Source organism: Bacillus cereus group sp. MYBK245-2 (assembly GCF_051916145.1).
Taxonomy (GTDB): Bacteria; Bacillota; Bacilli; order Bacillales; family Bacillaceae_G; genus Bacillus_A; species Bacillus_A pacificus.
The window spans coordinates 1-23,020 of record NZ_JBQAGB010000023.1 but is presented as its reverse complement, the minus strand read 5'-3'; the positions used below and the strand labels follow the sequence as shown (position 1 = coordinate 23,020).

The following is a 23,020-nucleotide window of genomic DNA, read 5'->3' as shown; positions in this document are numbered from 1 at the left end:
GAAGGGGATAACAAAGTTTCGTGAAGGAAAAATATGTTGTAAAGTGCAAAGTTAGGATATGAACGCGATTTTTTAAGGGAGGAGAAGGGAGTTCAAATATGTTCAATTCTGACAGCTGATTTTTGAAAAAATAAAAACCCTCTAGAAAATATTTTTCAGAGGGTTTTCATCTTAGTATGCTTCTAAAAACTCAGTAACTTGCTCTTCAGTTTTTGCGTTAGCACTATGTAAGTGGCCTAGCTTCTCGCCATTTTGATATACAAGTAAACTTGGAATACCCATTACTTGATACTCTTCAGCGATACTTGGGAACTCATCTTTATTAATAGAATACCATTCAAACTTATTGAACTCTTCCATTACATCTCCGATAAAGTTGTCCATACGTACACAATCTGGACACCATGTAGTAAAGAACTTAACAACTACTGGCTCCTCGCTTGCGATGATGTCTTTGAATTCCTGTTCTGATTTGATTTCTTTCATGTTTTTGACTCCTCTCAATGTCAATCGGATATGCTAGTATTTTTATGCAAAATCCGTAATTGCAAACAATAGTTTTGATGAAATAGATTGTTTGCAATATCTTCGACTGCTTCTATGTCCTGATCATTCATTTGTGATTTTTGGATATACACCTTAAATCCTAGTAACGAATATTAGGAACCTCACTTTTCTTTATAAGCTTTTTCATGAGCTATGTCAAACTTCTGAAATTACATGGGTTACCGTTATATGGCGGACAAACCAAACCGTAGTTGTTATAGCCTTCAACCATATTGCTCGTTTTCCTCAGAAATTTTTTGCAGATGGTCATTTAATGCCATTAAAGTAATGTCAGGCAAAACCAGCAATCTATTTCCTATAGATGTTTTAGGTTTATGAAATTTTTTTGTGATATGAGAGAGGGAACGATTAATAGATAAAGTTCTTCCTTCAAAATCAATATCCTTCCATTACTATCAAATCATTGATTAGCGGTATCGCCATGATTTGCCGATTTTATACAGCTCAAATGAAGATGATGAGTGTTCACTTGAAACGTATATTGATGGGGAAGATCACGATGAAATTGACAAGTCAATAAAATACCAACTCATTGATTACGCACTAGACAAAAGAAATGAAAAACTGTTCCGTAAGTTGATTGCGAATTAAGGGGGAGGTGAAAGGCTAGTGGTCCTTTACAAATTCAAACTCACTACCATTTTCGAACAATGGCCGAATGAAGAATATGTGGTAGCAGAAACTGAAGGAAAGGCAAGATTCCTGTATTGGCGAAAGTTCAGAACAAAGTTTCTAATAATGCCGATGGCTGAATTCATGAAGTTTGTAACGTGCGAGAATGAAGGTGTTTTTGATAGCAAGCGAATGTATAGCGCAGAACAAGCGTTTAAGAAAATGTAGCTGGCATGTGGGGTACGCGATCGTTGGAAACTGGAAAACTGATCTATTCGTTTTGTTCGATGGGGAAATTGAGAAGCATAATTGCCATCCTTATTGGGAAATTGCTTACTATAATGATGAGGGGAACGTGGTTCGAAGCTACCAGAAGGGAGAGTATGCGATATAAGAAAAAGAGGACTAGCAGTCGTACCTGCCGTCCTTTAGTAGGAGAAAAGTATTCTTGGTTAAAACTACGAATAAACAGAAAATCTGCTTGTAATTAGTTTTAACCTAAATGTACGTGTCTATACAAAAAAAGGAGCTGTCTCATAAGTCTCTTTGGAAGTAAAATCACATGAAATTGAAAAAGCAGAAACGTTATTAAATCAACGTTTCTGCCTTTCACTTTTTATTCGATTTTGACTAAAAAGCACTTTTTGGGACAGTCTCTAGGAAGGGAAATCCCAAGCACCAAAATGGCTCGTATTGGTCTACAGGTTCAAAAGTAGTATATGTAAAACGAAAAAATCTCATACAAAAAGCAGACAACGATTTTGGTTGTCTGCCAGTGAGTCGAATGAGTTAGCTAATTGTGATAAATTGCATTCCCATTGCGAGAAGAGTGAAGCTGCTAGTTCAAACAGCTTGTTAGTATTATTTTCGATATTTTAAAAAATATACACAGAAAGCAGATAAGTGAAGAACCTATCTGCTTCTGCTGTAACAAAAGAAAGAAGTATTAGCCGTGGATACGGCGGCTTGAAAATAGTATGTATTTTTATTTGAAAAATATTCAAGGGGTGAAGACATAGGGAATCTTTGATAAACGGTGTCTATGAAAGTACTCAGTTAATCAATAAAGAAAAAGAGTAAATATAACAGCCATTGATTTAGTTTCATTTAGGAGATAGGAATGATGATAATGGTTAAAACAATATCAATTATCGTAGGCGTTGCTTGTGATCTGGTGGGCGTCTTGTTTGTTGTTAAGGAAAGATAAAGAGGTAGACTAGCAATTTGAAGAATAAATAGGAATATTATTAGTTTAAAACACAAAACATAGGCTAGTAAACAAGCTGTTTCCCCTTTTATTCATAGAATATAATGAATTCTATTTATAGAGGAGGTAATCATATTTATGGGATGGAATAATAATTTTCGAGATTGTGATAGATTTTGGGATGATTTAATGTTTGGCAGATGCAGACACAGAGATTGTGATGACCGTCGTTGTAGACGTGATCGTGACTGCGATTGTGATGAGTGTCGTCGCAGACGTAATCATGAACGTGATCGTGATCATGATCATGATGATCGTCGAAATTGGTAAATTCCTTGGAAAGAGTGCTTTGAAGAAAAGCGCTCTTTTTTGTTCAGGGATAATAGGGAAAATAAAAAAAGAGAGCTAATGCTCTCTTTTTTTGGATGTGGTAATTAATCACAAATTGGTATTCCAAGCACTCTTAGAGCCAATGCTACTTGAAGCGAAATCTCTAATCTAGCAATTTCGATACCAGCTACTGAAAGAACTAAAAAAGGTTGTCCATTTACAAACACAACGCAACTATCCATGGTTACGCCTCCTTTCTAGCAATCTACTATAGTATATGAACGGATTATTAATATGTAATAGTTGAATTAATTGATTTTATAGAATTGATAGATTAGTCCATTTAAACAAAACAAACGAACTCAACGAATTGAACAGGCAAAACAAAGGTTAGAAGAGGAAAAGAGACAGAAGTTCGCAGCAGAAGTACGTGATCTATAAAACAAAAGAGCTAGAAAAAGAGAAAAATAAAAAAAAGATTTATTAAGGATGGTTGATGGGAAAGTTATGTTTTATGAGGTTATCTCATTGATAGATAGTGGATATAACCCTTACTTGTTATCGAAAGCATTGAATATAGATTGCCAAACTATAATTACAATTAAAGAATATAGAAAAGGGTTTAAAGTACCATGGAATTATAAAAGGATGATTAAACATCAAGATATAATGTACTCCTTAACTGGGAAGGAAGGTAAAGGAAATTCAAGATTAAATCATTTACTATAAAGTAGCGAATTCGCTGCTTTTTATTTTATAAAGAAAAAAGCCCTATCTGGGGCTAGATGATTTTCTTCATGCTACAATGACGGCATTCTCTTGAGAAGATGAAATTTTTAATGGAACTTTTGAATACGGAATTACCACAATTATCACAGCGACCGCTGATTTTATTATCAAGACCTAAATTGAAAAAAGTCAATAAATTAAAGAGCATAACATATTTTATATGTCTAATATGTTATGCTCTTTCTTCTGAAACTAAAGCTCACTCTTTCAAAAAATTTAAAAAAGCATAAAAACAGATATTAAGTTCTCATTAATATTCTATTAAAACTTTTAATGGATTAACTTTACCTTCATTTAAATCCTTAAAACATTGGATTAATTGCTCTTTCCCAATTTTGAACTCAAATAAATTAATTAAAATCGAGTGAGAGAATCACTTGCTATATCCTGATTAATCCAAATACATCAAGCAACTAACTCCTTTGCTTGATATTTACTCTTTCGCCGAACGAATCCTTTTTCTTTAGCTAGGTGTTCTAGAACATGAGGAGACATATATCGTTGTAATTTTTCGGCAATCGGTTGAAGTTCGTTAAGAATCGAAAGCCCCATAAAAAAACGCCATCCTTTCCTATAATTCTACAGAAAGGATAACGTCTTTTTTTATGGATAGTGCAAAACCTTAGCTTGATGGCGATGTGACGATACCCCTAGTATAAATAACATCCCTATCCCATGTAACTTGAACTATAAAATCACCTCAGTTTGAAACATAATATTGCCTCAAATTGCGGATTTGTAGAACATTTTCTTATAAATTTTGAGGCATATCTTTGTAGTGATTTAATTATCAACCTATAAGCTTGCCTTAATTAAACCTGTAAAACAAAAAAATAATCATATGAATTATGCTATATTTTGTAAGGATATATATACATCATTATTTAAAGAACCTAAGTTAAGGTTATTTTGTATATTAGAAAGCAATATAACATAAACAGATCCATTTCTAGTAAAGCTATTTAAAAGGTTCCAACCAGGCATAACACCATGAGCAGAATAACTACTTTCAGCATACCAACCATATCCATAATCTTTTTTTACTGGTGTAAACATTTCAGTAAAACTTTCTTTAGAAATCAATTTATTTGTATATAGAGCTTCATCGAATAAATATAAATCATGTGCAGTAGTATAAATATCTCCAGAACCAAAAAGTTGTGACATATGGGGTAAGGATGGTGTTTTTATTGTACCGTCTTTTATTTTATATCCAGTTGAAGGATATTTTTCTTGGGTAAATTTTTCTCCAAATCCCGAATGTTTCATACCTGCAGCATTGAATATATTTTCTTGTATATATACTTCTGAATTTTGCCCACTTACCTTCTCCAAGATATATGCAAGAATAGCATAATTTGAATCTGAATACTTCCATTTAGATCCAGGAGCAAATAGTAACTTTTGTTTACCAATCTTTTTTATAAGTTCATCATGCGAAATTTCTTCTTCTCCTTCATCATGCTCTGGAATTCCTGAAGTGTGTGTAAGAAGGTGTTTTAATGTAATTTCGTCTCCCCTTGGAAAATCGGGAATATATTTAGCTATTTCATCATTAACTTGTAACTTTTGCTGGTCTTTCAATTGCATAATAGCCGTTGCTACTATAGCCTTTGTTAGCGATCCAAGATAGTACGATGTTTGTGAATTATTAGGGATTTGCTGTTCCTGATTTGCCATTCCATATCCTTTATTTATAAGGATATTACCGTTTTTTACAATCACTGCTGTACCATTAAAGTTTTTACCTTTTAATAATTCATCTAACTCCGTATTATTAATAACTTCCTGTGGTAGTATTTCCAATGTTTCTGTTTTTTTCTCATTAGGTTCTTTCGATATCTCTTGATTTTCAGTTTTTACTGGTTTTGTTACTACAGGTACCTGATTAATATCAGAAATTTTTTTGTAGCCATAATAAATTAGAAAAAATAATAAAATAATTGCCCAAATAAATACAAACACTTTATAACTATACTTCATATTAAAAACCTCATTCACCATATATAAGTTAATTTTGAATATATAACCATCGATAAAATCATTTAAATGGTTTTATCGATTATAAAAAGGATAAGAACAATAAAATTTCTAAAAACCAGTTATCATTAGATAAATCCCTCCACAAAAAATATCATCTAAGCATTTCAAAGATTAATAAAAATGCTTAGATGATATTTTTTTAGTTTAGCTAACTAACGCTATTTTTGTTGTAAATTCTTTCTTTTATTCCAATAAAACGTTTTATATGTATAAGAGTTCGTGTAGCAATTAGGCCGAATTATAAATCTGTACTAAATTGTGTGTGTGGGAAAGGAAGTACATTTTATTCAATGCCATTACTTAAAAATTCCTAGATAGTTGGTATTCTTCATTTAAGACAGAAAGGAATTTTAATAATATGCAGAACGGTTTTAACTCAGTCGCTTTACTACACATACTCTTATACACATAGAAATACATTTTAAGTTTATAGATTGTAACAAAATGAAAACAATAAGAAATCTTTTAGAAACAAAAACAACATTTTGTAACGTTTTTGTAATGATAATGTAACATAAAATTTTTAAACCTACAATACTTTTTTAGCTGATTTTTATTAAATTTTTCTTAATATGTGGTAACAACACATCACTATCAAGCTAAGAAAATACAACTACCCCCAAAACGAAATTTTGTGCTAACTTGTATTAAAAAAGCCATTTTTTCATTTTGGGGTGTTATAAAACCTTTAAGTTGATGGGTATGTATGGCGCCCCCTAATACATAAAAATATATTTCACTTTACTCACCTCTTTATATTTTTATTGCAAATACAATAATAATGAGTTACATTTAATACACAGAATTTTTGTTGTATTTGCAATAAAAAACGGTTGAGGAGTTAATTATGAAAGAAATTCTTCGTGAAATTGGAATGATCGCAAGGGCATTAGATTCTATTAGTAATATGGAATTTAAAGAATATGACCTCACAAAAGGACAATATTTGTACCTTGTACGAATATGTGAAAATCCCGGAATTATTCAAGAAAAGTTAGCTGAGATGATAAAAGTAGACCGAACAACAGCAGCACGCGCTATAAAAAAACTAGAAATAAATGGATTCATCGATAAGAAAAATGATGAGCATAACAAAAAAATAAAAAAACTCTTCCCAACAGAGAAGGGCAAGAATGTTTATCCTTTTATAAAAAGAGAAAATGATTATTCTAATATCGTTGCATTAAATGGATTTACAGATATGGAAGTGAAGACCCTCTTTAACCTTCTTCAAAGAGTAAGGGGAAATGTGGAAGTTGATTGGAATTTTGTTAAAAAAGGAAACAAAAGAAATTATTAATTATATGAAATTCGTTGCATTTGCAACGAAAAATCAAGAGGTGAAATTTTATGAGTTGGAATTTAAAGAAATTTGACGAGTTAACAAATATTGAACTATACAATCTTTTAAAAGAAAGAACTTTAGTTTTTGTGGTTGAACAAAATTGCCCTTACCCAGAAGTTGATGGTAAAGATCCTTTTTCATATCATCTTTTTAAAGAAGATAATGGAGAAATTATTGCATATTTAAGGATTGTACCTGCAGGTGTTTCTTATCAAGAAATTTCTATTGGAAGAGTCTTTGTAAAGAAAGAATACAGGGGACAAGGAATTGCGGAGGAGCTTTTAAATAAAGGGTTAGATTTTATCCAAAACGAATTAAAAGAAAAAACTGTTAAAATTCAAGCCCAAGATTATTTGAGAAAATTCTATAGTTCCTTTGGTTTTCAAACCATTTCCCAGACATATTTAGAAGATAATATCCCTCACGTCGATATGCTTTTACAAAGATAACACAACTGGTCATTATTGTATAAGTTATATCGAGGTGTAGAAGAGATTGTTGTGGGTTACACTTAAACAATCCGAGAAGTTAGCTTAAAGTACCAAATTAAAAAATCGACTCCTGAAATTTGTAAAGGAATCGATTTTTCTCAATTTAGTTTAACGTTTTAAACCCGCATTTTTCTGACGCTCCCCCATGACCATCAAGTTAAGAAAACAGGTCAACCCCAAAACACGAGCTGAACTCACGTAAATAACTGTGGAGAGATAGCAATTTTATTTTGGGAGTACTTTAAAATATTAGCTTGATGGTGATGTGGTGGTACCCCTTATAGTTTGTTGTAAATATCTGCGTAAGCTACTTTCAGTTGTTTCCTTAATTGCTTGTTTTCCTCTTCCAGCTTTTGATTTTTTCTTTTAAGTGATGCTATAAGTGCATCCTTATTGCTTTCATTCATTTCTCGCTTTACTTGTTTCGGTGTAGGTGCCTGTGATTGTTGATTTCGTAATGTTTCAATTATGGAACGGAAGTTCTTGTTGTTATAGAGTGTTGCTTTTGATACATTCGCTTCACTGGATACACTGTTAAAGTTTATCTTTTCATTAGCTTTTATAAGCCTTTTAATAGCTTCATCTACCTTCTGATAGGTGTTAGCCTTACGGTTGGCGTGAATCTCTTTCAAATGTGTAGAACGGTCATATTCAGACATTTTTAACACCTAACTTTCGTTTCATCCGATCTTGTCTACCAAAGATAACATTTCCATCTTGGAGGGTATTTAAGATATTTTGGTAACGTTGTAGATTCTTTTGGTTCCTCTCCGCAATATCCTCTCTACCACGTTGTTTTGCTATTTCAATTGCTTTCATAGTGGTTTTAATGTGAAGTTCATATTTTTGTTTATCTAACTCTGAAAAACCAACCGCTAAGTCTTTACAAGGAGTTTGATTATCACCACAAGTTAGACAGGGCGGGGCTTCCATATGAGGGCAGTTTCCGTTTAAACGAGCGTGACACGTTCCATAAGGGTTGTCCATCGCATTTAGCTTGTGGTCTTGCCATAATGCATCCAATATGTCTGTTGGAATATCTTCTCCTGATTTAATTTCCTGTACTTCACCGTTTAAGTCAAAGCTAAAAACACCTTGCTTTATGACTGACTCAAAGACTTTTCTTTTAGTATCATCTAAAAGTTTTGCATACCTTAATGTCATTTCTGGAGAAGCATGAGCCAATAACTCCTGTACTGTTAGAATATCTGCACCGCCGTTTAACATTTTGACAGCATATGTGTGACGAAATTGGTGGATTTTAAAATGAAAAATATCACCATTTTCGTCGAGAATTTTATTTTTACGTGCTAATTTATTTAGGTGATCACGAATAGTTTTTTGATTAAATGGCTTACCTTTCCTTACACCTTTGTAGCGAATAAAAATATATCTTTCAGGATTATTATCTTTATTACTTTTTTCTATAGAATGCTGAATGAGAACTGCCAAGATATCTGCAAGTTCTTTGTCGATAGGAATTCGATGGCCTTTGACAAATGTTTTCTCAATATCAGTTATAATTGAGTATTTACCGTTCAATTGTATTAGACACTCTTGGTTTAGACCTAATATATCTGAAATTCGCAAACCAGTTTTAAAGGCTATCCATACCACTGGTATGGTTTCTTCAGGCAAATCATTGAGGCAAGCATAAAGTTGAGACAACACGTAATCAGGAATATAATCAATTTGTTCTATTGGCTTCTTTGCTATTTTTGGTCTGTCTTCAGGAAAAAGTAGTTGCTGATAAGGCGTCTTAGGCGCAATATCATATTCGAATCGCTGTATATCTTGTAGAAATTTCCCAATATAAGCTAAAGACAGACGTATATAGTTTTTAGGGTTTGCATTTTTTTGCTTTAAATTACTATTAGAATATTCGTATAACCAAATTAAGTATAGTTCTATATGGGATCGTTCTAAACTCTTTAAATCATTCCATTTTGGTTCGTTTTTAAGTATAAAAGATAGAAACATACTTATGACTTTTAAATAATCTATTGCCGTACTATGAGCTAATGAATCTATAAGTAAACGTTGACGAATATATTTTTTTATTTGTTGACGTATATGTTCATGTTTAATTTTTGTGAAATTTAAATAATAGTCAGATCTACTCTTATTATAGGAAATGCCATATTTATCATGTAGTATTCGTACATCCCAGCGATCTTTTTCCCATTCTTCTCGAACATCGATTAATGAAATAAAATTAATATAAATAGTTCGTAAGAACTTGGAAGTAGAATTCTTAGATATAATTTTCCCGTAAGTTATATCGTTTTTAGTTTGCTCTGTGACAACGCCATTTCGCTCTAAATAAATAATCCATTCATGTTCAGCTTCATTTATATCCAAATCTTGAAGAGAAGAAAGGTTTGGGTAGGTTTCATTAATAAATACCGATAACTTGTTTAAGTTGGATTTGTACGCATTAAAAATAGTCGTAATTGACCACATCTCCCTAAATAACTTCTGATGAAACACAAATTTTATTTCAAGCTTAATGGCAGGGTTCTTGATGTTAAAATGCAGATATTGGCCATTACTTTTATAATTCTTTATTGGTTCCTTAAATTGAGGAATAGTTTTCAAGAAACTAAGATTTCAAGTATTATTTTTTATAAAATAAGCATCTTTAATTTGATGAGTTGTTATTAATCCATCGTCTTGTATGGTTTTACTAGGATAGCTCAGCATCTCAGATAGTAAAACCTCGTGAAATCCTCGTTTTTGGTTGATTTGTTGTATTTGTATCATGCTCACATCATTTCTATTGATTAATTTGAAAAGCACTCTGTGCTTTTTTCCATTCGTCTCTTATTTCCTCATCTGAAGGGTGAAGGTAAAGGTTCATTGTTGTTTGAATTTGAGAGTGCCCTAGACGTTCTTGCACTTGTTTAATATTCTTTGTTTTCTGATAATATATTGTAGCGTGAGTGTGACGAAATAAATGTGGATAAAGGTTAAAATCTGTTTTTTTCTTTAACCGTTTAATAAGGGAATTCACGTTCCAATACTCCATTGGTTTCCCGGCATTTACCCCACAGAGTTTCACAAAAACAAAATTTGAATCAATTTCTAATTCATCGATCACTTCATACAAGTAATCGTCATATAAATCCATTAAAGCTTGTGATATATGAATTTCCCGTTCTCCTGTTTTTAACATAGCACCGTTTTCTAATTCTCCTCTATCTACCAAACGAATGCGGTGTCCTTTTGCATGGTCAAAAACAAAATCTTCAATAAATAGAGATAATGCCTCTCCAATCCGCAAACCAGTTTCAAATAACAGCTGAATCAAAAACGTATCCCTTATATTGGTTGTTGCTTTTAATACTTGCTGCACCTGTTCCTTTGTCAAAGTTTTTACCTTCTTGCTTGGTTCTTTTAATTTAAGTACATTTCTTGTTGAAGGGTTATCCTTATTGACATGGTGTAAGAAACTTTTATAATGTGAGCGTCCCCCTACAAATACTTGTTTTATTAATTTTTCTATAATGTCATTTTGTACTTCGTTATTTCGAAATAAATAGTCGTAGAAGTTAGCAATAACAGTGATTGTTAAGTTAATGGTTCTTTCGGTTCGTTTGGCCTTTTCCTTCTTAAAGGGAATAGCTTTCGAACTTTCATAAGAACTTCTTAACCAACCAACAAATTGAACTAAATCTTCGAACCTTGTACAGCTATAATCTTTTTTGGTTTCATCCAGGTACGTAAAAAAGTGTTTTAAGGAATAACAATATGTTTTTTGAGTGTTTGGGTTTTTCCCAGTCTTATCTAAATATTTGATATACTTCATAACTGGTACCACTGGAAATCCATCTTGATTCAGCAATATATATCTTTTCTTCTTACCCTCTATAAGAACCTCTTGTACTCTAATAACAATTCCTCCTCAATCACGAAATTTACAGTTTAAAGACTTCAGTACACCTTTCAATGTACACTACACCCTCCATAAAAAGAACACAGATTCTTGCTTGATATTTTAAACATATTAAACTATATTTCCAATATCATGTTAATAATTCTAATATATACGAGAAAGAGGATAGCATGCTCTTATATTGAACATACTATCCTCTTATTAGTTTAGTCTATTTAAATCTTATCAGGATGTTCTTCGTATGTGTATATTTTGCTTAAATCGTATTTTTGTTCATGTTCTTTATTTTCCATTCGTTTCACCTGCATATCAATCTGAATTAAAGCAGCTGAAGCACAATAACATGAAGTGTTCACGTAGTGGATGCTTTTTATTTTGCAAAAAGAACCTGCAAACATGCAGATTCTCCTGATAATGATTTATGAAGTAAGACCCGAAAATATAATACAATGATTTGAAAATGAGTTCAAGTAAATGAAAAGAACCCGCTGGAGTTCGGGTCCTTTTCAGAAGTGATGATGTTTTCTCGGCTTGGGAACTGAGAAAATACAAAAATATAATACAATGAGTTTTAGAGAATTTCAAGACTGAATTAGAGTAATTTTGGAAGAGAATGAAGGATGGATAATCAAAATAAAAAAATGGAATTTGCAATTGTTGAATTAAGAATTCAAGTTACTGGACTGCAACAAACGATTAATGAATTAACACGGAGAGTAATTATGTTAGAAAGGAATTAGTAATGAAAGTTGATACAAATCATGTTCAAGAAATAGTCAAACAATCTATGGTAATTAAAAAGATTAACGACAATAAATCGGTAGGGATGGATTGTAAAGTTGGGTATGTAAAGAGAAGCCCACATAGTACGAGTAGCCGTTTACTCAGAAGAGTCCGTATAGCATCTTATATTTGGGAGATTAAATCTGAAATGGTTGAAAATGTATTTAGGGAAGCGATAGATGTAAGGAATGAGAAAATTAAGATTGCTTTTGCAAATACGAAAAAAGGTCCTGTTATTTCCAACAAGACCTTTCCTAAAATGGCAAAGAGTAACTCTTACCTTACTCTTCTCGTATATAATACATGAAAAAGATAGATGTGTATACAACAAGAAATTCCAATATAATTATTCGAATATAGTGTTTAAAAATAAAGGGGTGGAATTTAAAATAAGGAATTAAATTACAAACGTTGATTTATCAATTGGTTTGAATGTTTTTCTATCAACTTGTAGTAAATAAAGTGATATTGAGATAATAAGATATGTAATTTTGCATACCGGATTGTCAAGCTGAATAAGGGGGTAAATGATACGGAAGTTGAAGGAGAGTAATACTGAAATTTCATTTGCCTGTTTACTGTGTGAAATAAATTCATTTGAATAGAAGCAAAAATAGAGGTTTGCCTTAGACATTTATGAAGGTTAAGAATATTTATAAAGAAAGGAGTAAATACACAGGTCCGATTTTTGTAATGATGGAGGGAATTGATGTGGACATAACTCAAAGTATGGCGCGAATAGTGGTTAATGGGAAAGATCTTCCGTTTAATTCAGTTAGAACTTCTGCATGGAATCAAGGGCCTGTAACTGATTTAATTGTTTCAACAAACCAAAGAGTCGAAGAGTTTTATCAATTCATGTGGTCACAAGTGCCAATTACACTTGCGATGTATTTTCTTCAAGGAGCGGACTTAATGAGGTTTGCTAGAATTATTGGGATTAATCAAAGTGTAACGGGAGAATATATTTATCATTTTTCTTGGGGATAAAACGAATATAATGTAGCATAATAGCTGCTTTTTTATTTTGTGAAATTTTATAGGGTGGTGAATAGGAGGTTAGGAAAATAAGGTTAGAGCGTGATATAGAGAATTTGTGAATGTATTTAAGCTCGTAAAGATACTCGGTTACTTCTTTTAATACAATGGGGTTTACAAACAAATGTATAGAAGTATACATAAGATAATATGAAATGAGACGAATAATATCCTCTTCATGTATATTACAATTAACAAGAAGTACGTAGAGAAGGCGGCTATAAATATGAAATTTTTAAGGAGCACAAAAAATAAAAAAACAGAGAGACATATTTTGTCCCTCTGTTTTTTTATATTATTCACAAATAGTTCCGGTTGCTATACCAGTTGGGGCAACACCTACTGGAACCGTATCTATAACCGTATTTGTAGCAGTATTGATAACAGAAACAGTATTACTACCTTGGTTTGTAACGTATGCGAGAGTGCCGTCTGGTATGATCGTTACTTGATCCGGGGATAAAGCAACAGGAATTGTATCGATTACAGTATTTGTCGCCACGCTTATTACTGATACATTATTACTTACTTTATTTACAACGTAAATACGAGTGCCATCTGGTGTAATATCTATACCAACCGGTTCAGAACCTACGCTAATTGTATTAATAACGGAATTCGTAGTGGTGTCAATAACAGAAACAGTATTGCTATTTTGATTTGTGACATAGGCACGAGTGCCATCTAGTGTAAAGACGATTATTCTAGGACGAATGCCAACAGGAATGGTAGCGCTAACTGTATTCGTAGCAGTATCAATAACAGAAATATTGTTGCTTAATTCGTTTGCAACATATGCAAAGGCCCCATTTGGAGAAACAGTGATTCCTTGTGGAGCGTTGCCAACAGGAATGGTAGCAACAACTGTGTTAGTAGCAGCATTAATAACAGAGACCGTATTGTTACCGTGATTTCCAACATAAACAGTTGTGTTATTTGGAGAAACAGCTACACCGATTGGATTAGATCCAACAGGGATGGTAGCAATAACTGTATTCGTAGCCGTATTAATAACAGAAACGGTATTAGAAAAAATATTAGTAACATAAGCGCGAGTCCCATTTGGAGAAACGGTTACTTCGAGAGGTGCATTACCTACAGTGATTGTAGCAACAACTGTATTTGTTCCGGTATTAATTACAGATACTGTATCATTTGTTGGATCATCTATGGCTCCTGCATTTGTAACATAAACAAGGAAATTACATGCAGGTCCAGTCGGTCCAGTCGGTCCAGTCGGCCCAGTCGGTCCAGTCGGCCCAGTCGGTCCAGGTGGACATTCACACTCTCCAGTTGGCCCTGGTGGTCCTTCCGGTCCTTGAATACCTTGCACACCTTGAGGTCCAGTCGGCCCTGGTGGTCCTTCCGGTCCTTGAATACCTTGGACACCTTGAGGTCCAGTCGGCCCTTCGAGTCCTTCTGGCCCTTGAAGACCTTGGATACCTTGAGGTCCAGTTGGTCCTTCTGGTCCCTCCGGCCCTTGAATTCCTTGTACCCCCTGAGGTCCAGTCGGCCCTGGTGGTCCAGGAACTCCCATTCCGGTTCCGGATCCAGTTGGCCCTGGTGGTCCCGGTGGTCCTTGAATACCTTGCACACCTTGGGGCCCAGTCGGTCCCGGTGGTCCTTCTGGCCCTTGAAGCCCTTCCACGCCTTGAGGACCAGTCGCTCCTGCAATTCCTTCCGGCCCTTGAAGCCCTTGGACACCTTGAGGACCAGTCGCTCCTTCTGGTCCTTCTGGCCCTTGAATACCTTGGACACCTTGAGGACCAGTCGCTCCTTTAGGTCCTGGAAATCCTCTAGGTCCAGTCGCGCCAGTAGGACCGGGTATTCCGGTAATATTTAATAGAGAACTATTCAATATTCCTTGCAAAATTAAGTTGAATGTTTGTTGTAACAATGGGTCTGATATATTGGAACAACTAATGAGCGAAGATAAATTTTGGAATAGAAATTGAAATAACGCAGAGATTTGAGTAAGCGATGCAGTAGGTAAGGAATTAATTAATTGAGTTATAGTTCGTATAACTAAATTTCTATTTGGAGTATTTGGTTGCACTGTAATAATTAAATCGTTTAATGCCTGTAATGCAGATTGGAGTATTTGTATAGTTGTCGGATTTGGCGTGGTAAAGAAAGAAAGGATAGCTTGGTTTAATCGGTTAATTAGGGACAATAATTCTTGTTGTTGAGAAAATGAGAAAAAAACAGGTGTACAACAATTACTTTGATTGCAAGAGGATATAGAAATAAAACAGGGAAATTGGAACTTTTTGCACGGGTCGTTTGAGTTTTGATTGTTTTTCATAATTACCTCCTTTTAAAAAATTTAAATAGTAAGTACATTTGATAATCAATATTTGCTTCTAATTGTAATGTGTTTATGAGTATAAGTTATATGTGAAATACCCAGGAACATTTTTTTTAAGTATATGTAAATAAAATGGAGGTGTTCTTATGAGACTAGTAATATTGTAAAAATTTGATGATAATTATAAGGTTAATTAAGTTAGAGTCTAATGAAGTTCCATTTAGAATTTTATGTAAGGTTATTCATTTTTTTATTATGCTTTAAAAATTCAATCATGTTTAATAATTGAAACGAGTAATTGAAATATGAAATTGAAGATATTAAAAGAAAGAATAAAATGAGAAACTTACTAAAAGTTAACGTACTAGTTTTCAGCACTTCCTAAAAAAAGAATCATACTATGATTTGTAATAGCTTATATGGAAGTGAGTTGAAAATAATGTTTTATTCATATTTTGCTAATCAACCTAGTATGCGACCAGCGTATGGTACATCAATCACGTTTAGCGGAGCACAAAGTACAGTTCAAGCTGTTCAACAAGCGTTACAAATGCAACAACAAATGCAAATGCAGCAACAAGGTATCCAGCCTTATTATTCATCCATGGAGTATTTTTATCCAGTGTATCAAATCACACCGTATGGAAGTTCTTTTCTTACAATCCCATATGGAACTGTATTTAATTTATAAATGGAAAGTTTAATTAGTAGGGAGCTGGTAACTCAAACCGAGTATTAACCATCATCAATTGGATATATACGGGAAACCCAGCTCCCACCTACCTTTATGGCATATGCCGAATTTTTAGGTAGCCGCAAATAGCGGAAACAATTGAGGGGGATGAGTGTATATGTAAGCGTCAAATCGTTCCATCTACAATTTGTAAATAGCTGATGAGAGAAACTTTATACATACTCTACAAGTGTTTTTTTGATAAGAAAATATCGATAGAAGAAAGAATGAGAATTATCTTATCATGACAAATGATGGATAGTGACACTATATGAAAGGATACATGAACATTTACTAACGCGAACCAGGACGAGAGGTAACAAATATGTTTCCTACTATTGATATCGTTTGGTATGCCGTTAATACAGGATTAGAGGAGAAGCAAATAAATGATGAGGGGATATATGTAGCACCGATTGGCTTCATAGACGGAGTTTTAAGTACTTCGGAAGACGTCTCACATTTTGAAGCAGCAAGATTCCCTTCTCCAATTAAATAACGAAGAGAATAAAATACTTTTCAGTAGGTCTAGTTAATCCCCTGTACCGAATGGTGGGGGATTATTATTGTTTTTTAAAAATATATAAGTAAATCGATTAAACATAGTTTGTTTCATGAAAATTTCACATGCTAAAGATGTAATGATGAAAGGTAAAGTTTTAAAATTATTTTTTACAGTTTTGATGTCGAAAGGGCTATCTTATTTTAAGTATGAGATCTTCTACAGGTAATACAAAGAGTAAGTAACAAGGTTGTAAAAGTTCTTTGGCATTACATTTGCTAGTTGCCTAACGGTATAAAAAGACATCTTAATTTATGTCCGTATAATTACAGGCTTTTTCATTACTATATAGAAATTACATATTTAACATCGGTTTGCGCAGGTATTACTATTGTATGGAAAGGAATAACATTAAGGCAAGTACACTATATAAAAATAAAATAAATCCTAAGATGAGTAGTATGGGGTGCAACTTGAACATATTTGACCTCCTTGAGTATATAAAGAATTTTAATACATCTTTGGTCAATTTAGAAGGAAAATATATTAGGTGAATGGTGCTTGAATGGATACACTAATTTAAAAGAGTAGTGAATGTATAATAAAGAAGTATGGGGGCACCTTGACTAGATTGTTTATAAAGGGCAGGTCGATTTACTACACTACGTGAAATATAAAAGTAATCAGATTTATATGTACAGAATAAGGGATAAATAAAAAAAGAGCATACATAAAAAGTACGCTCTAAAGAAAGATAGGTTTTATGAGTGGATAATCTCCATACGATAATATATGCTTGGTTAATGAAAATGTGTGAAAAATCAATAAATTATCAATGGAATATCATGAAATAAGTAATTTTAGTCTATTAATCAAGTTGTGTAGTTAACCAAATTGTAAGGATTGTGTATAGAACGGATTAACAACTCGATAATGATTGTACTTCAGTTTCGTATTTCGTATAGTTTGGATATTGCGTAATAGTTTGACATTTAGGTGTGGAAAGTTGATTAATTATAGAAACATTTGTAATTACCTCGTTACAAGGGCCGAAAAATGTAACTTTTAATTTTGAATTTGGTGGAACTTTGAAAACAATAGGTTTTTTCTCCATGAAATCAGCTCCTATGATGCAGTATTGTATACTGCGTTTTTTCGTTCATAATTATAAAGACGTACTAATATAATATGAACTTTTAGTTGAGTTGATAATGATATGGAGTTCTATGGCATGGGGAAATGTGGAAAATACAGTAAAAACTGAGAATGTTCTATACAATGTATAATCAATATAATAGGTAAAAGTAAAAAATAAGTAATTTATCTAATACGCTTTTTTTCTTGCTACATATTATAGTAGTAAGAATTGTATTAGGAGGTAATGAAAGATTGCAAGAAAATGTACAAGCTCAACCTCAGCTTTCACCACCATGGATCACATATTTCAATGAGTTGAAAAATTCAATTGGTGCTGATCCAACAGTTACAGTTGGTCCGCTAATTCCAGTTGGCGGGAATTATATTATTTTAGTGCACGCGTTAAGTGATGAAAAAGCGAGAGCGTTAGCAACGCTTCTAAAATCTTTTGTGGAATTTGGGAATGTAAGTGTAACAGTTATTGTAACTAATAATGAAAATGACATTGTAAATCCACTGCCATGTCCACTAGATGCATTTGAAATTGCCCATTTATTTCAAGTGGCGCTAGAAAATAATCCTTATTTCGAACAAGTTGTTGTACAGCCTCAACTCCCTGGTGGGGCAAATGTTGTCTTTCCTGTTTTTGCTGCAAAAGTAATTCAATTTTTTAATGATGACATTTCAAATTTATGTCAAACATTTACTGGTGTTGCTGCAAATGTATTTCATGATGTAATGAACGATGATGTTTGTGGTATCCCAATATTATTCTCCACAAGCTGTGTTCCGAGCAGTGAAAGTGCACAATTACAAAATACAGATTTAACACCAAAACTGTTTTATTAAATTGTGAGAAGACATTTTCATTAATAGAAAATGTCTTTTTCGTATGCATTAACGTTATTTTGTAGAGTTATTGCGGACGATAAACGAGGCTTCCACTGATAAAATTGTTACTGAATCTTATATAGAGTGTAAAGATAGTATTTTTGAATTGAAATATAAAAGAAATGAGAGATAAATTGTTTTCGTTAATATAGAATAATCACAAAAAATACAGTAAATTAACTTTCATACATATGTTTCATAGTATAAAGAAGATTAATTACAAAAAACGAAGATTAGTAATAGAGAAAATGGTTCTAATATTAGCGCAAAAGATAGATTGATTAACTAATGTTATCTACTGATACATAGTTTTTTCACATGAAATGAATTACATCTAGAAAACACATTGTATACACAACAACACTGTATAGTTATTTTTATATAATAATAAAAGTGAGGTATTTTGGATTGAAAAAGAAAAAGCTATTTTTAGGAACAATTATTTCATGCGTAGTACTGGCATTATCTGCATGTGGTTCCTCAGGTAACGTAGTAACATCAAAAGTAGGAAATGTTACAGAGAAAGAGTTAAGTAAAGAGTTAAGACAAAAATATGGGGAAAGTACTTTATATCAAATGGTGTTAAGTAAGGCATTGCTAGATAAATATAAAGTTTCAGATGAAGAAGCAAAAAAACAAGTAGAAGAAGCAAAAGATAAAATGGGTGACAATTTCAAATCGACTTTAGAGCAAGTTGGATTGAAAAATGAAGATGAATTAAAAGAGAAAATGAAGCCAGAAATTGCATTTGAAAAAGCGATTAAAGCTACTGTCACAGAAAAAGATGTCAAAGATAACTATAAGCCAGAACTGAAAGTAAGTCACATTTTAGTGAAAGATGAAAAGACTGCTAAAGAAGTGAAAGAGAAAGTAAATAATGGTGAAGACTTTGCGGCTTTAGCGAAGCAATACTCAGAGGATACCGGTTCCAAAGCACAAGGCGGAGAAATAGCTGGTTTTGCACCAGGGCAAACGGTGAAAGAATTTGAGGAAGCTGCATATAAATTAGATGCAGGACAAGTAAGTGATCCAGTAAAAACAACTTACGGTTACCATATTATTAAAGTGACAGATAAAAAAGAATTGAAGCCATTTGATGAAGTGAAAGATGATATTCGTAAAGATTTAGAACAGCAAAGACTACAAGACACGACAGGTAAATGGAAGCAACAAGTAGTCAATGATTTATTGAAAGATGCTGATATTAAGGTGAATGATAAAGAGTTTAAAAAGACATTTGAATTTCTAGAAAAGAAATAATGACTGTAATTAGAAAAGGGAACCTTTAAAGGTTCCCTTTTCTAGTTAGTGTGTGAGTTATAAATAGATAGTAAGACAATACAATATTACATATAAATATTAAGAATTACAATGGAAATTTATGTAATTGTCTTGGAGTAGGTTAATCATTACTTCGTAGAATATTGATATTATAATGTTTTGTTTCATCTCATTAAATATAAAACGAATTAATTAATTTTAGCCCATTATTTGTAGGCAGTAAGATTTGCGTAGGCTAATTATTAGTCAGGAATGAACAAAGCTTGAGTGGATTAAAGTTTCACTTTACCCCACTTTAATGGGCAGTAAGACCCCCATCTCAAAATTCAGCGAAAGCAAAGAAGTTAGGTGGGGATCAACTGCCCATAAAAGTCCGATTGGTTCAACTAATAATCAGTGGGGGATGAAGAAAACCCCCACTGATTAAAGTTTCATTTTATAGAAGTGGATAAACATAATTTGCAGAATGAAACATACAATAAGATTGAAATATATTGACGTTAAATGAAGTGAAAAGCAGAGCATTCTATTAAGATGGATGTTCTTTTTAGTATGAAATTTTAAGGAGAAGAATGAATACTTTTAAATGAATTATTGAATAGATAAATAAATTATGTAGGGGGAGAAAATGTGAAAGTAATTTTTCAAAGAGAAGACGGAGGAAAAATTTTTGAATCGTATGATGAAGATATAAATAACCTATTAGCTATTTTAAAAGAAACGAAAGGGATTAAAATCGGGATGGTTGAATATGAGGTATTAAAATACGAATTAGAGTATTTTCGAAACCCGAAAAAAGCAGTAACAGAGAGGGAGTTACATATAATAGTACAACCAAAATATATTTAATAATTAGAGTGAATTATTAATGAATAGTTTTATGCAGTATGTACGAAAAGAGAGTGTTTAAATTGCTCTCTTTTCATAGAAATTCATAAGGAACGAATGGAGGTCCGTTATAAATCCCTTAAATTTTGTGAGTTCGTTCTTTATAATATATGCTTTCATTTATAGATGGTTAATAAACTCGAAAAAATTAAAACTTTTTAGTTGATCTTTTCACCTCCCATTTAATAGGAAGTGAAAAGATCATTTGATGAAGAAAAAATAAATCTCTTCTCAAAAGAACGTAAGTTCGTGTATAATTAGAACGAATGTTCTTTTTAGTGTAGATAGTATAAGATTTAGAAATAAAGTGAAACTGTAATTAGCGGGTGTTTACGGGGAGTTGATTTTCGACTTACTTTCCTTGTATGTCTTGAATTTTGAGGTAGGAGATTTCTTACCTGTTCATGCGGGAGAAATATGAGCCGAGCAATTATTAAAGAATAATCGAAGCACAATATGTTTGAAATAGAATGGATAAATAATCGAGGAGATAGAGAAATGAATGATGTAAAGATGCAAAGAGCAAAAAGAGAATGGGTTCCATTTACAGTAATGTCGGAACAGTTATTAAGTATGCGAAAGGTTATTGGAGAGAAATTTAAAGTACAAAAACCATTCTTAACAAAAGAAGCAAAAGAGGGAATTTCTGATAAATTATTAATGTCATTATTGTCTGAGAAAGAAATATTGGTGACATATTTTGAAGATGGGTACATACTTACAAGCTATATGACAGTTGTACATATAAATCCGCTAAAGCGCATTGTAATGTGTACTGACGCGTTTTATAAAACTTACGTATTTAATACTACGGATATTATTGAAATAACGTAAAGTAAGCTAAAATTTAACTTTTAGCTTACTTTACGTTATGTTAGATGTGGAACAGAAAAAATGAAACGGAAAAGCAGCTAGCTTCATACTAGCTGCTAAGCCCCAGGGAAAGGGAGAAAAAGATAGGGTACTCCAAAAATCAACAATAGCTGTATAACAGCCTGATTATAGTATGGACAAATTTAAAATTCTTAAACAGAACGATGAAAAAATAGGGTTAAGCTGTACCGACTTGGTTTTGATCCGCAAGGTCAGAATCAAACGTATTAGTCGCACTCACACCATTAAAAGTATTAACAACAAAACCAACGTTGGAAGCGCCAGATCCATTATAAGCCTTCGTATTTTCTTTTGGAGAAACGTTGTAGAAATCACCTAAGTTAAATGAACCGTTACTATTTTGTACAACTAAATTCCCTACAACTGAGGGCATAGTTTTCACCCACTTTACAATCATTTGTTAACACTACTATATGGTCTTATAGTCCAAATGGTTCATCTAACAAAAATTGCGGAATAGTAAAACGTTTGAAGTGTAGCTTAATCCCATAATAAAAGTGTGTTAAACTGAATGTAAGGTTACGTAATTAAAAATGAAAATTGTATAATTATCATATATGAAAACAAAGGAGGCAAAATGTAATGAATAATGTTATAAAAAAAGTAGATTTAACAGATGCAAAGTCAAGTAATCTTGTTGCACTTATTTATAGCAATGAAGTTATATTGATTGAAGAAGCATTTTGTCCAAATGAAATAAAATTAAAGTTTAATGAAATTGCAATTTTATCGGCTATTAAAACGGCGCATATAATGAAAGTATCCATCAGAAAAGAGCTCGACGCGTTTTTTCATGACACGGGTGTTTTATTGGTGAAGCATAGTGCTGAGTATGGAAACAGTCAATCTATCACTATGCATTTTGAACAATTTAAAAAGTTGCAACATGAGATTGAGTATTTAAGTAAAAGTATGTAATAAGACAAGATGAAGATTCTTTCATAGAGGTGAACAGTTCTATGTTGAAAAAATGGTTTGAAAATTTTTTAGACGAATCTCACTGTAAACATAAATATAGTTTTATTAAGATGCAGGATAATGAAGATTTCAAAAGTGGTAAGTTAGGTGTAGCTTATGTGTATAGGTGTGAGAAGTGCGGGAAAGAGAAGTTGAAATTTAAAAGCAATAACGAAATAAATAATGATTTTTTTGATATATAGGAAAGAGTAACTGTTATGAAGTGACCCCTAAAAGTTAGACACGGTTATTTCATTAGGCAGCTTGATCCAAATGAGTCCGGTATTGTACCGGGCTCATTTTTAATTTTGCCTTAATCCGTTTCGTAT

General features: G+C 32.6%; 23 protein-coding genes and 5 pseudogenes. 16 read left to right on the top strand and 12 right to left on the bottom strand.

Translation table 11 applies throughout. The annotated features are described in order from the left end of the window. Positions 1 to 171 precede the first annotated feature (171 nt). Together ACTFRN_RS25730 and ACTFRN_RS25725 are read right to left on the bottom strand one after the other, a co-directional pair. Complete coding sequence (locus ACTFRN_RS25730; RefSeq protein ID WP_000658777.1) at positions 172 to 486, bottom strand: thioredoxin family protein; 315 nt, start codon at positions 484 to 486, stop codon at positions 172 to 174. A 214-nt stretch (positions 487 to 700) separates the two neighbouring features. Further along, positions 701 to 899 (bottom strand): annotated as a pseudogene (locus ACTFRN_RS25725) (site-specific integrase); the annotation flags it as partial. Positions 900 to 993: 94 nt separating this feature from the next. Here ACTFRN_RS25725 and ACTFRN_RS25720 point away from each other — a divergent pair. The 3 genes from ACTFRN_RS25720 (at position 994) to ACTFRN_RS25710 (ending at position 2,716) form a co-directional block, all read left to right on the top strand. Further along, a complete protein-coding gene (locus ACTFRN_RS25720) occupies positions 994 to 1,158 on the top strand; it encodes an IDEAL domain-containing protein (RefSeq protein WP_308196941.1) in 165 nt (54 codons plus the stop codon). Positions 1,159 to 1,176: 18 nt separating this feature from the next. After that, entirely contained in the window at positions 1,177 to 1,407 is a 231-nt protein-coding gene (locus ACTFRN_RS25715) for a hypothetical protein (RefSeq protein WP_071713386.1), read from the top strand. A 1,117-nt stretch (positions 1,408 to 2,524) separates the two neighbouring features. Beyond that, on the top strand, positions 2,525 to 2,716 hold the full coding sequence (locus ACTFRN_RS25710; RefSeq protein WP_071713387.1) for a hypothetical protein: 192 nt from the start codon (positions 2,525 to 2,527) through the stop codon (positions 2,714 to 2,716). Positions 2,717 to 2,820: 104 nt separating this feature from the next. On the opposite strand, the gene ACTFRN_RS25705 is transcribed toward ACTFRN_RS25710, so the two are convergent. The 3 genes and pseudogenes from ACTFRN_RS25705 to ACTFRN_RS25695 form a co-directional block, all read right to left on the bottom strand. Further along, a complete protein-coding gene (locus tag ACTFRN_RS25705; protein ID WP_000376554.1) occupies positions 2,821 to 2,958 on the bottom strand; it encodes a DUF3956 domain-containing protein in 138 nt (45 codons plus the stop codon). 955 nt (positions 2,959 to 3,913) lie between these two features. Continuing rightward, positions 3,914 to 4,057 (bottom strand): annotated as a pseudogene (locus tag ACTFRN_RS25700) (IS4 family transposase); the annotation flags it as partial. Between the two features lie 294 nt (positions 4,058 to 4,351). Next, positions 4,352 to 5,488 (bottom strand): serine hydrolase domain-containing protein, encoded by a 1,137-nt coding sequence (locus tag ACTFRN_RS25695; protein WP_074567767.1) that lies wholly within the window; start codon positions 5,486 to 5,488, stop codon positions 4,352 to 4,354. A gap of 907 nt (positions 5,489 to 6,395) precedes the next feature. On the opposite strand from ACTFRN_RS25695, the gene ACTFRN_RS25690 reads away from it, so the two are divergent. Both ACTFRN_RS25690 and ACTFRN_RS25685 read left to right on the top strand, forming a co-directional pair. Further along, positions 6,396 to 6,848 (top strand): MarR family winged helix-turn-helix transcriptional regulator, encoded by a 453-nt coding sequence (locus tag ACTFRN_RS25690; RefSeq protein WP_074567768.1) that lies wholly within the window; start codon positions 6,396 to 6,398, stop codon positions 6,846 to 6,848. Between the two features lie 50 nt (positions 6,849 to 6,898). Then, positions 6,899 to 7,342 (top strand): GNAT family N-acetyltransferase, encoded by a 444-nt coding sequence (locus ACTFRN_RS25685; RefSeq protein ID WP_074567769.1) that lies wholly within the window; start codon positions 6,899 to 6,901, stop codon positions 7,340 to 7,342. A gap of 320 nt (positions 7,343 to 7,662) precedes the next feature. On the opposite strand, the gene ACTFRN_RS25680 is transcribed toward ACTFRN_RS25685, so the two are convergent. From ACTFRN_RS25680 to ACTFRN_RS25665, 4 genes and pseudogenes are all read right to left on the bottom strand, one after another. Beyond that, positions 7,663 to 8,043 carry a DUF6262 family protein gene (locus ACTFRN_RS25680; protein WP_074567770.1) on the bottom strand — a complete coding sequence of 127 codons (381 nt, stop codon included), beginning with the start codon at positions 8,041 to 8,043 and terminating at the stop codon, positions 7,663 to 7,665. Next, a pseudogene (locus tag ACTFRN_RS25675) lies at positions 8,036 to 10,147 on the bottom strand (tyrosine-type recombinase/integrase). The gene ACTFRN_RS25680 and the pseudogene ACTFRN_RS25675 overlap by 8 nt, the downstream one beginning before the upstream one ends. A gap of 13 nt (positions 10,148 to 10,160) precedes the next feature. Next, positions 10,161 to 11,276 carry a tyrosine-type recombinase/integrase gene (locus ACTFRN_RS25670; protein WP_074567771.1) on the bottom strand — a complete coding sequence of 372 codons (1,116 nt, stop codon included), beginning with the start codon at positions 11,274 to 11,276 and terminating at the stop codon, positions 10,161 to 10,163. A gap of 218 nt (positions 11,277 to 11,494) precedes the next feature. Continuing rightward, positions 11,495 to 11,677 carry a hypothetical protein gene (locus tag ACTFRN_RS25665; RefSeq protein WP_074567772.1) on the bottom strand — a complete coding sequence of 61 codons (183 nt, stop codon included), beginning with the start codon at positions 11,675 to 11,677 and terminating at the stop codon, positions 11,495 to 11,497. A gap of 344 nt (positions 11,678 to 12,021) precedes the next feature. Between ACTFRN_RS25665 and ACTFRN_RS25660 the strand changes: the two genes are divergently transcribed. Both ACTFRN_RS25660 and ACTFRN_RS25655 read left to right on the top strand, forming a co-directional pair. Next, positions 12,022 to 12,369, top strand: coding sequence for a terminase small subunit (locus tag ACTFRN_RS25660; RefSeq protein ID WP_074567773.1), 348 nt, complete (start codon positions 12,022 to 12,024; stop codon positions 12,367 to 12,369). Between the two features lie 329 nt (positions 12,370 to 12,698). Further along, positions 12,699 to 13,052, top strand: a complete 354-nt coding sequence (locus ACTFRN_RS25655; protein ID WP_074567774.1) for a hypothetical protein — start codon at positions 12,699 to 12,701, stop codon at positions 13,050 to 13,052. A 343-nt stretch (positions 13,053 to 13,395) separates the two neighbouring features. On the opposite strand, the gene ACTFRN_RS25650 is transcribed toward ACTFRN_RS25655, so the two are convergent. Next, a complete protein-coding gene (locus ACTFRN_RS25650) occupies positions 13,396 to 15,405 on the bottom strand; it encodes a beta-propeller fold lactonase family protein (protein ID WP_074567775.1) in 2,010 nt (669 codons plus the stop codon). 442 nt (positions 15,406 to 15,847) lie between these two features. Between ACTFRN_RS25650 and ACTFRN_RS25645 the strand changes: the two genes are divergently transcribed. The 3 genes and pseudogenes from ACTFRN_RS25645 to ACTFRN_RS25635 all read left to right on the top strand — a co-directional run. Continuing rightward, positions 15,848 to 16,099: a DUF3947 family protein gene (locus ACTFRN_RS25645; RefSeq protein WP_014893769.1), complete on the top strand. Its 252-nt coding sequence runs from the start codon at positions 15,848 to 15,850 to the stop codon at positions 16,097 to 16,099. A 352-nt stretch (positions 16,100 to 16,451) separates the two neighbouring features. Next, positions 16,452 to 16,586, top strand: a pseudogene (locus ACTFRN_RS25640) (anti sigma factor C-terminal domain-containing protein); the annotation flags it as partial. Continuing rightward, a pseudogene (locus ACTFRN_RS25635) lies at positions 16,566 to 16,640 on the top strand (ABC transporter permease); the annotation flags it as partial. The pseudogenes ACTFRN_RS25640 and ACTFRN_RS25635, both read left to right, overlap by 21 nt. A gap of 922 nt (positions 16,641 to 17,562) precedes the next feature. Here the strand turns inward: ACTFRN_RS25635 and ACTFRN_RS25630 are convergent. Next, positions 17,563 to 17,757: a hypothetical protein gene (locus tag ACTFRN_RS25630; RefSeq protein WP_000412566.1), complete on the bottom strand. Its 195-nt coding sequence runs from the start codon at positions 17,755 to 17,757 to the stop codon at positions 17,563 to 17,565. Between the two features lie 275 nt (positions 17,758 to 18,032). On the opposite strand from ACTFRN_RS25630, the gene ACTFRN_RS25625 reads away from it, so the two are divergent. The 4 genes from ACTFRN_RS25625 (at position 18,033) to ACTFRN_RS25610 (ending at position 21,674) form a co-directional block, all read left to right on the top strand. Continuing rightward, positions 18,033 to 18,629, top strand: a complete 597-nt coding sequence (locus ACTFRN_RS25625) for a hypothetical protein (RefSeq protein WP_014893767.1) — start codon at positions 18,033 to 18,035, stop codon at positions 18,627 to 18,629. 450 nt (positions 18,630 to 19,079) lie between these two features. Further along, positions 19,080 to 19,931: a peptidylprolyl isomerase PrsA gene (locus ACTFRN_RS25620; RefSeq protein WP_088106742.1), complete on the top strand. Its 852-nt coding sequence runs from the start codon at positions 19,080 to 19,082 to the stop codon at positions 19,929 to 19,931. A gap of 651 nt (positions 19,932 to 20,582) precedes the next feature. Then, a complete protein-coding gene (locus tag ACTFRN_RS25615) occupies positions 20,583 to 20,801 on the top strand; it encodes a hypothetical protein (RefSeq protein WP_000864286.1) in 219 nt (72 codons plus the stop codon). 537 nt (positions 20,802 to 21,338) lie between these two features. Then, a complete protein-coding gene (locus ACTFRN_RS25610) occupies positions 21,339 to 21,674 on the top strand; it encodes a YolD-like family protein (RefSeq protein ID WP_001000621.1) in 336 nt (111 codons plus the stop codon). Positions 21,675 to 21,891: 217 nt separating this feature from the next. Here ACTFRN_RS25610 and gerPF read toward each other — a convergent pair whose 3' ends face one another. After that, complete coding sequence (gerPF, locus tag ACTFRN_RS25605; protein WP_001141565.1) at positions 21,892 to 22,107, bottom strand: spore germination protein GerPF; 216 nt, start codon at positions 22,105 to 22,107, stop codon at positions 21,892 to 21,894. Between the two features lie 209 nt (positions 22,108 to 22,316). On the opposite strand from gerPF, the gene ACTFRN_RS25600 reads away from it, so the two are divergent. Together ACTFRN_RS25600 and ACTFRN_RS25595 are read left to right on the top strand one after the other, a co-directional pair. After that, a complete protein-coding gene (locus ACTFRN_RS25600) occupies positions 22,317 to 22,652 on the top strand; it encodes a hypothetical protein (protein WP_001066864.1) in 336 nt (111 codons plus the stop codon). 41 nt (positions 22,653 to 22,693) lie between these two features. Further along, positions 22,694 to 22,894 (top strand): hypothetical protein, encoded by a 201-nt coding sequence (locus ACTFRN_RS25595; RefSeq protein ID WP_000915130.1) that lies wholly within the window; start codon positions 22,694 to 22,696, stop codon positions 22,892 to 22,894. Positions 22,895 to 23,020: the final 126 nt, after the last annotated feature.

Coding starts and splice junctions, on each gene's coding strand:
- ACTFRN_RS25730 (WP_000658777.1), bottom strand. CDS start 486: ATGAAAGAAATCAAATCAGAACAGGAATTCAAAGACATCATCGCAAGC.
- ACTFRN_RS25710 (WP_071713387.1), top strand. CDS start 2,525: ATGGGATGGAATAATAATTTTCGAGATTGTGATAGATTTTGGGATGAT.
- ACTFRN_RS25705 (WP_000376554.1), bottom strand. CDS start 2,958: ATGGATAGTTGCGTTGTGTTTGTAAATGGACAACCTTTTTTAGTTCTT.
- ACTFRN_RS25695 (WP_074567767.1), bottom strand. CDS start 5,488: ATGAAGTATAGTTATAAAGTGTTTGTATTTATTTGGGCAATTATTTTA.
- ACTFRN_RS25690 (WP_074567768.1), top strand. CDS start 6,396: ATGAAAGAAATTCTTCGTGAAATTGGAATGATCGCAAGGGCATTAGAT.
- ACTFRN_RS25685 (WP_074567769.1), top strand. CDS start 6,899: ATGAGTTGGAATTTAAAGAAATTTGACGAGTTAACAAATATTGAACTA.
- ACTFRN_RS25680 (WP_074567770.1), bottom strand. CDS start 8,043: ATGTCTGAATATGACCGTTCTACACATTTGAAAGAGATTCACGCCAAC.
- ACTFRN_RS25665 (WP_074567772.1), bottom strand. CDS start 11,677: ATGTTTGCAGGTTCTTTTTGCAAAATAAAAAGCATCCACTACGTGAAC.
- ACTFRN_RS25660 (WP_074567773.1), top strand. CDS start 12,022: ATGAAAGTTGATACAAATCATGTTCAAGAAATAGTCAAACAATCTATG.
- ACTFRN_RS25655 (WP_074567774.1), top strand. CDS start 12,699: ATGAAGGTTAAGAATATTTATAAAGAAAGGAGTAAATACACAGGTCCG.
- ACTFRN_RS25650 (WP_074567775.1), bottom strand. CDS start 15,405: ATGAAAAACAATCAAAACTCAAACGACCCGTGCAAAAAGTTCCAATTT.
- ACTFRN_RS25645 (WP_014893769.1), top strand. CDS start 15,848: ATGTTTTATTCATATTTTGCTAATCAACCTAGTATGCGACCAGCGTAT.
- ACTFRN_RS25630 (WP_000412566.1), bottom strand. CDS start 17,757: ATGGAGAAAAAACCTATTGTTTTCAAAGTTCCACCAAATTCAAAATTA.
- ACTFRN_RS25610 (WP_001000621.1), top strand. CDS start 21,339: ATGAATGATGTAAAGATGCAAAGAGCAAAAAGAGAATGGGTTCCATTT.
- gerPF (WP_001141565.1), bottom strand. CDS start 22,107: ATGCCCTCAGTTGTAGGGAATTTAGTTGTACAAAATAGTAACGGTTCA.
- ACTFRN_RS25600 (WP_001066864.1), top strand. CDS start 22,317: ATGAATAATGTTATAAAAAAAGTAGATTTAACAGATGCAAAGTCAAGT.
- ACTFRN_RS25595 (WP_000915130.1), top strand. CDS start 22,694: ATGTTGAAAAAATGGTTTGAAAATTTTTTAGACGAATCTCACTGTAAA.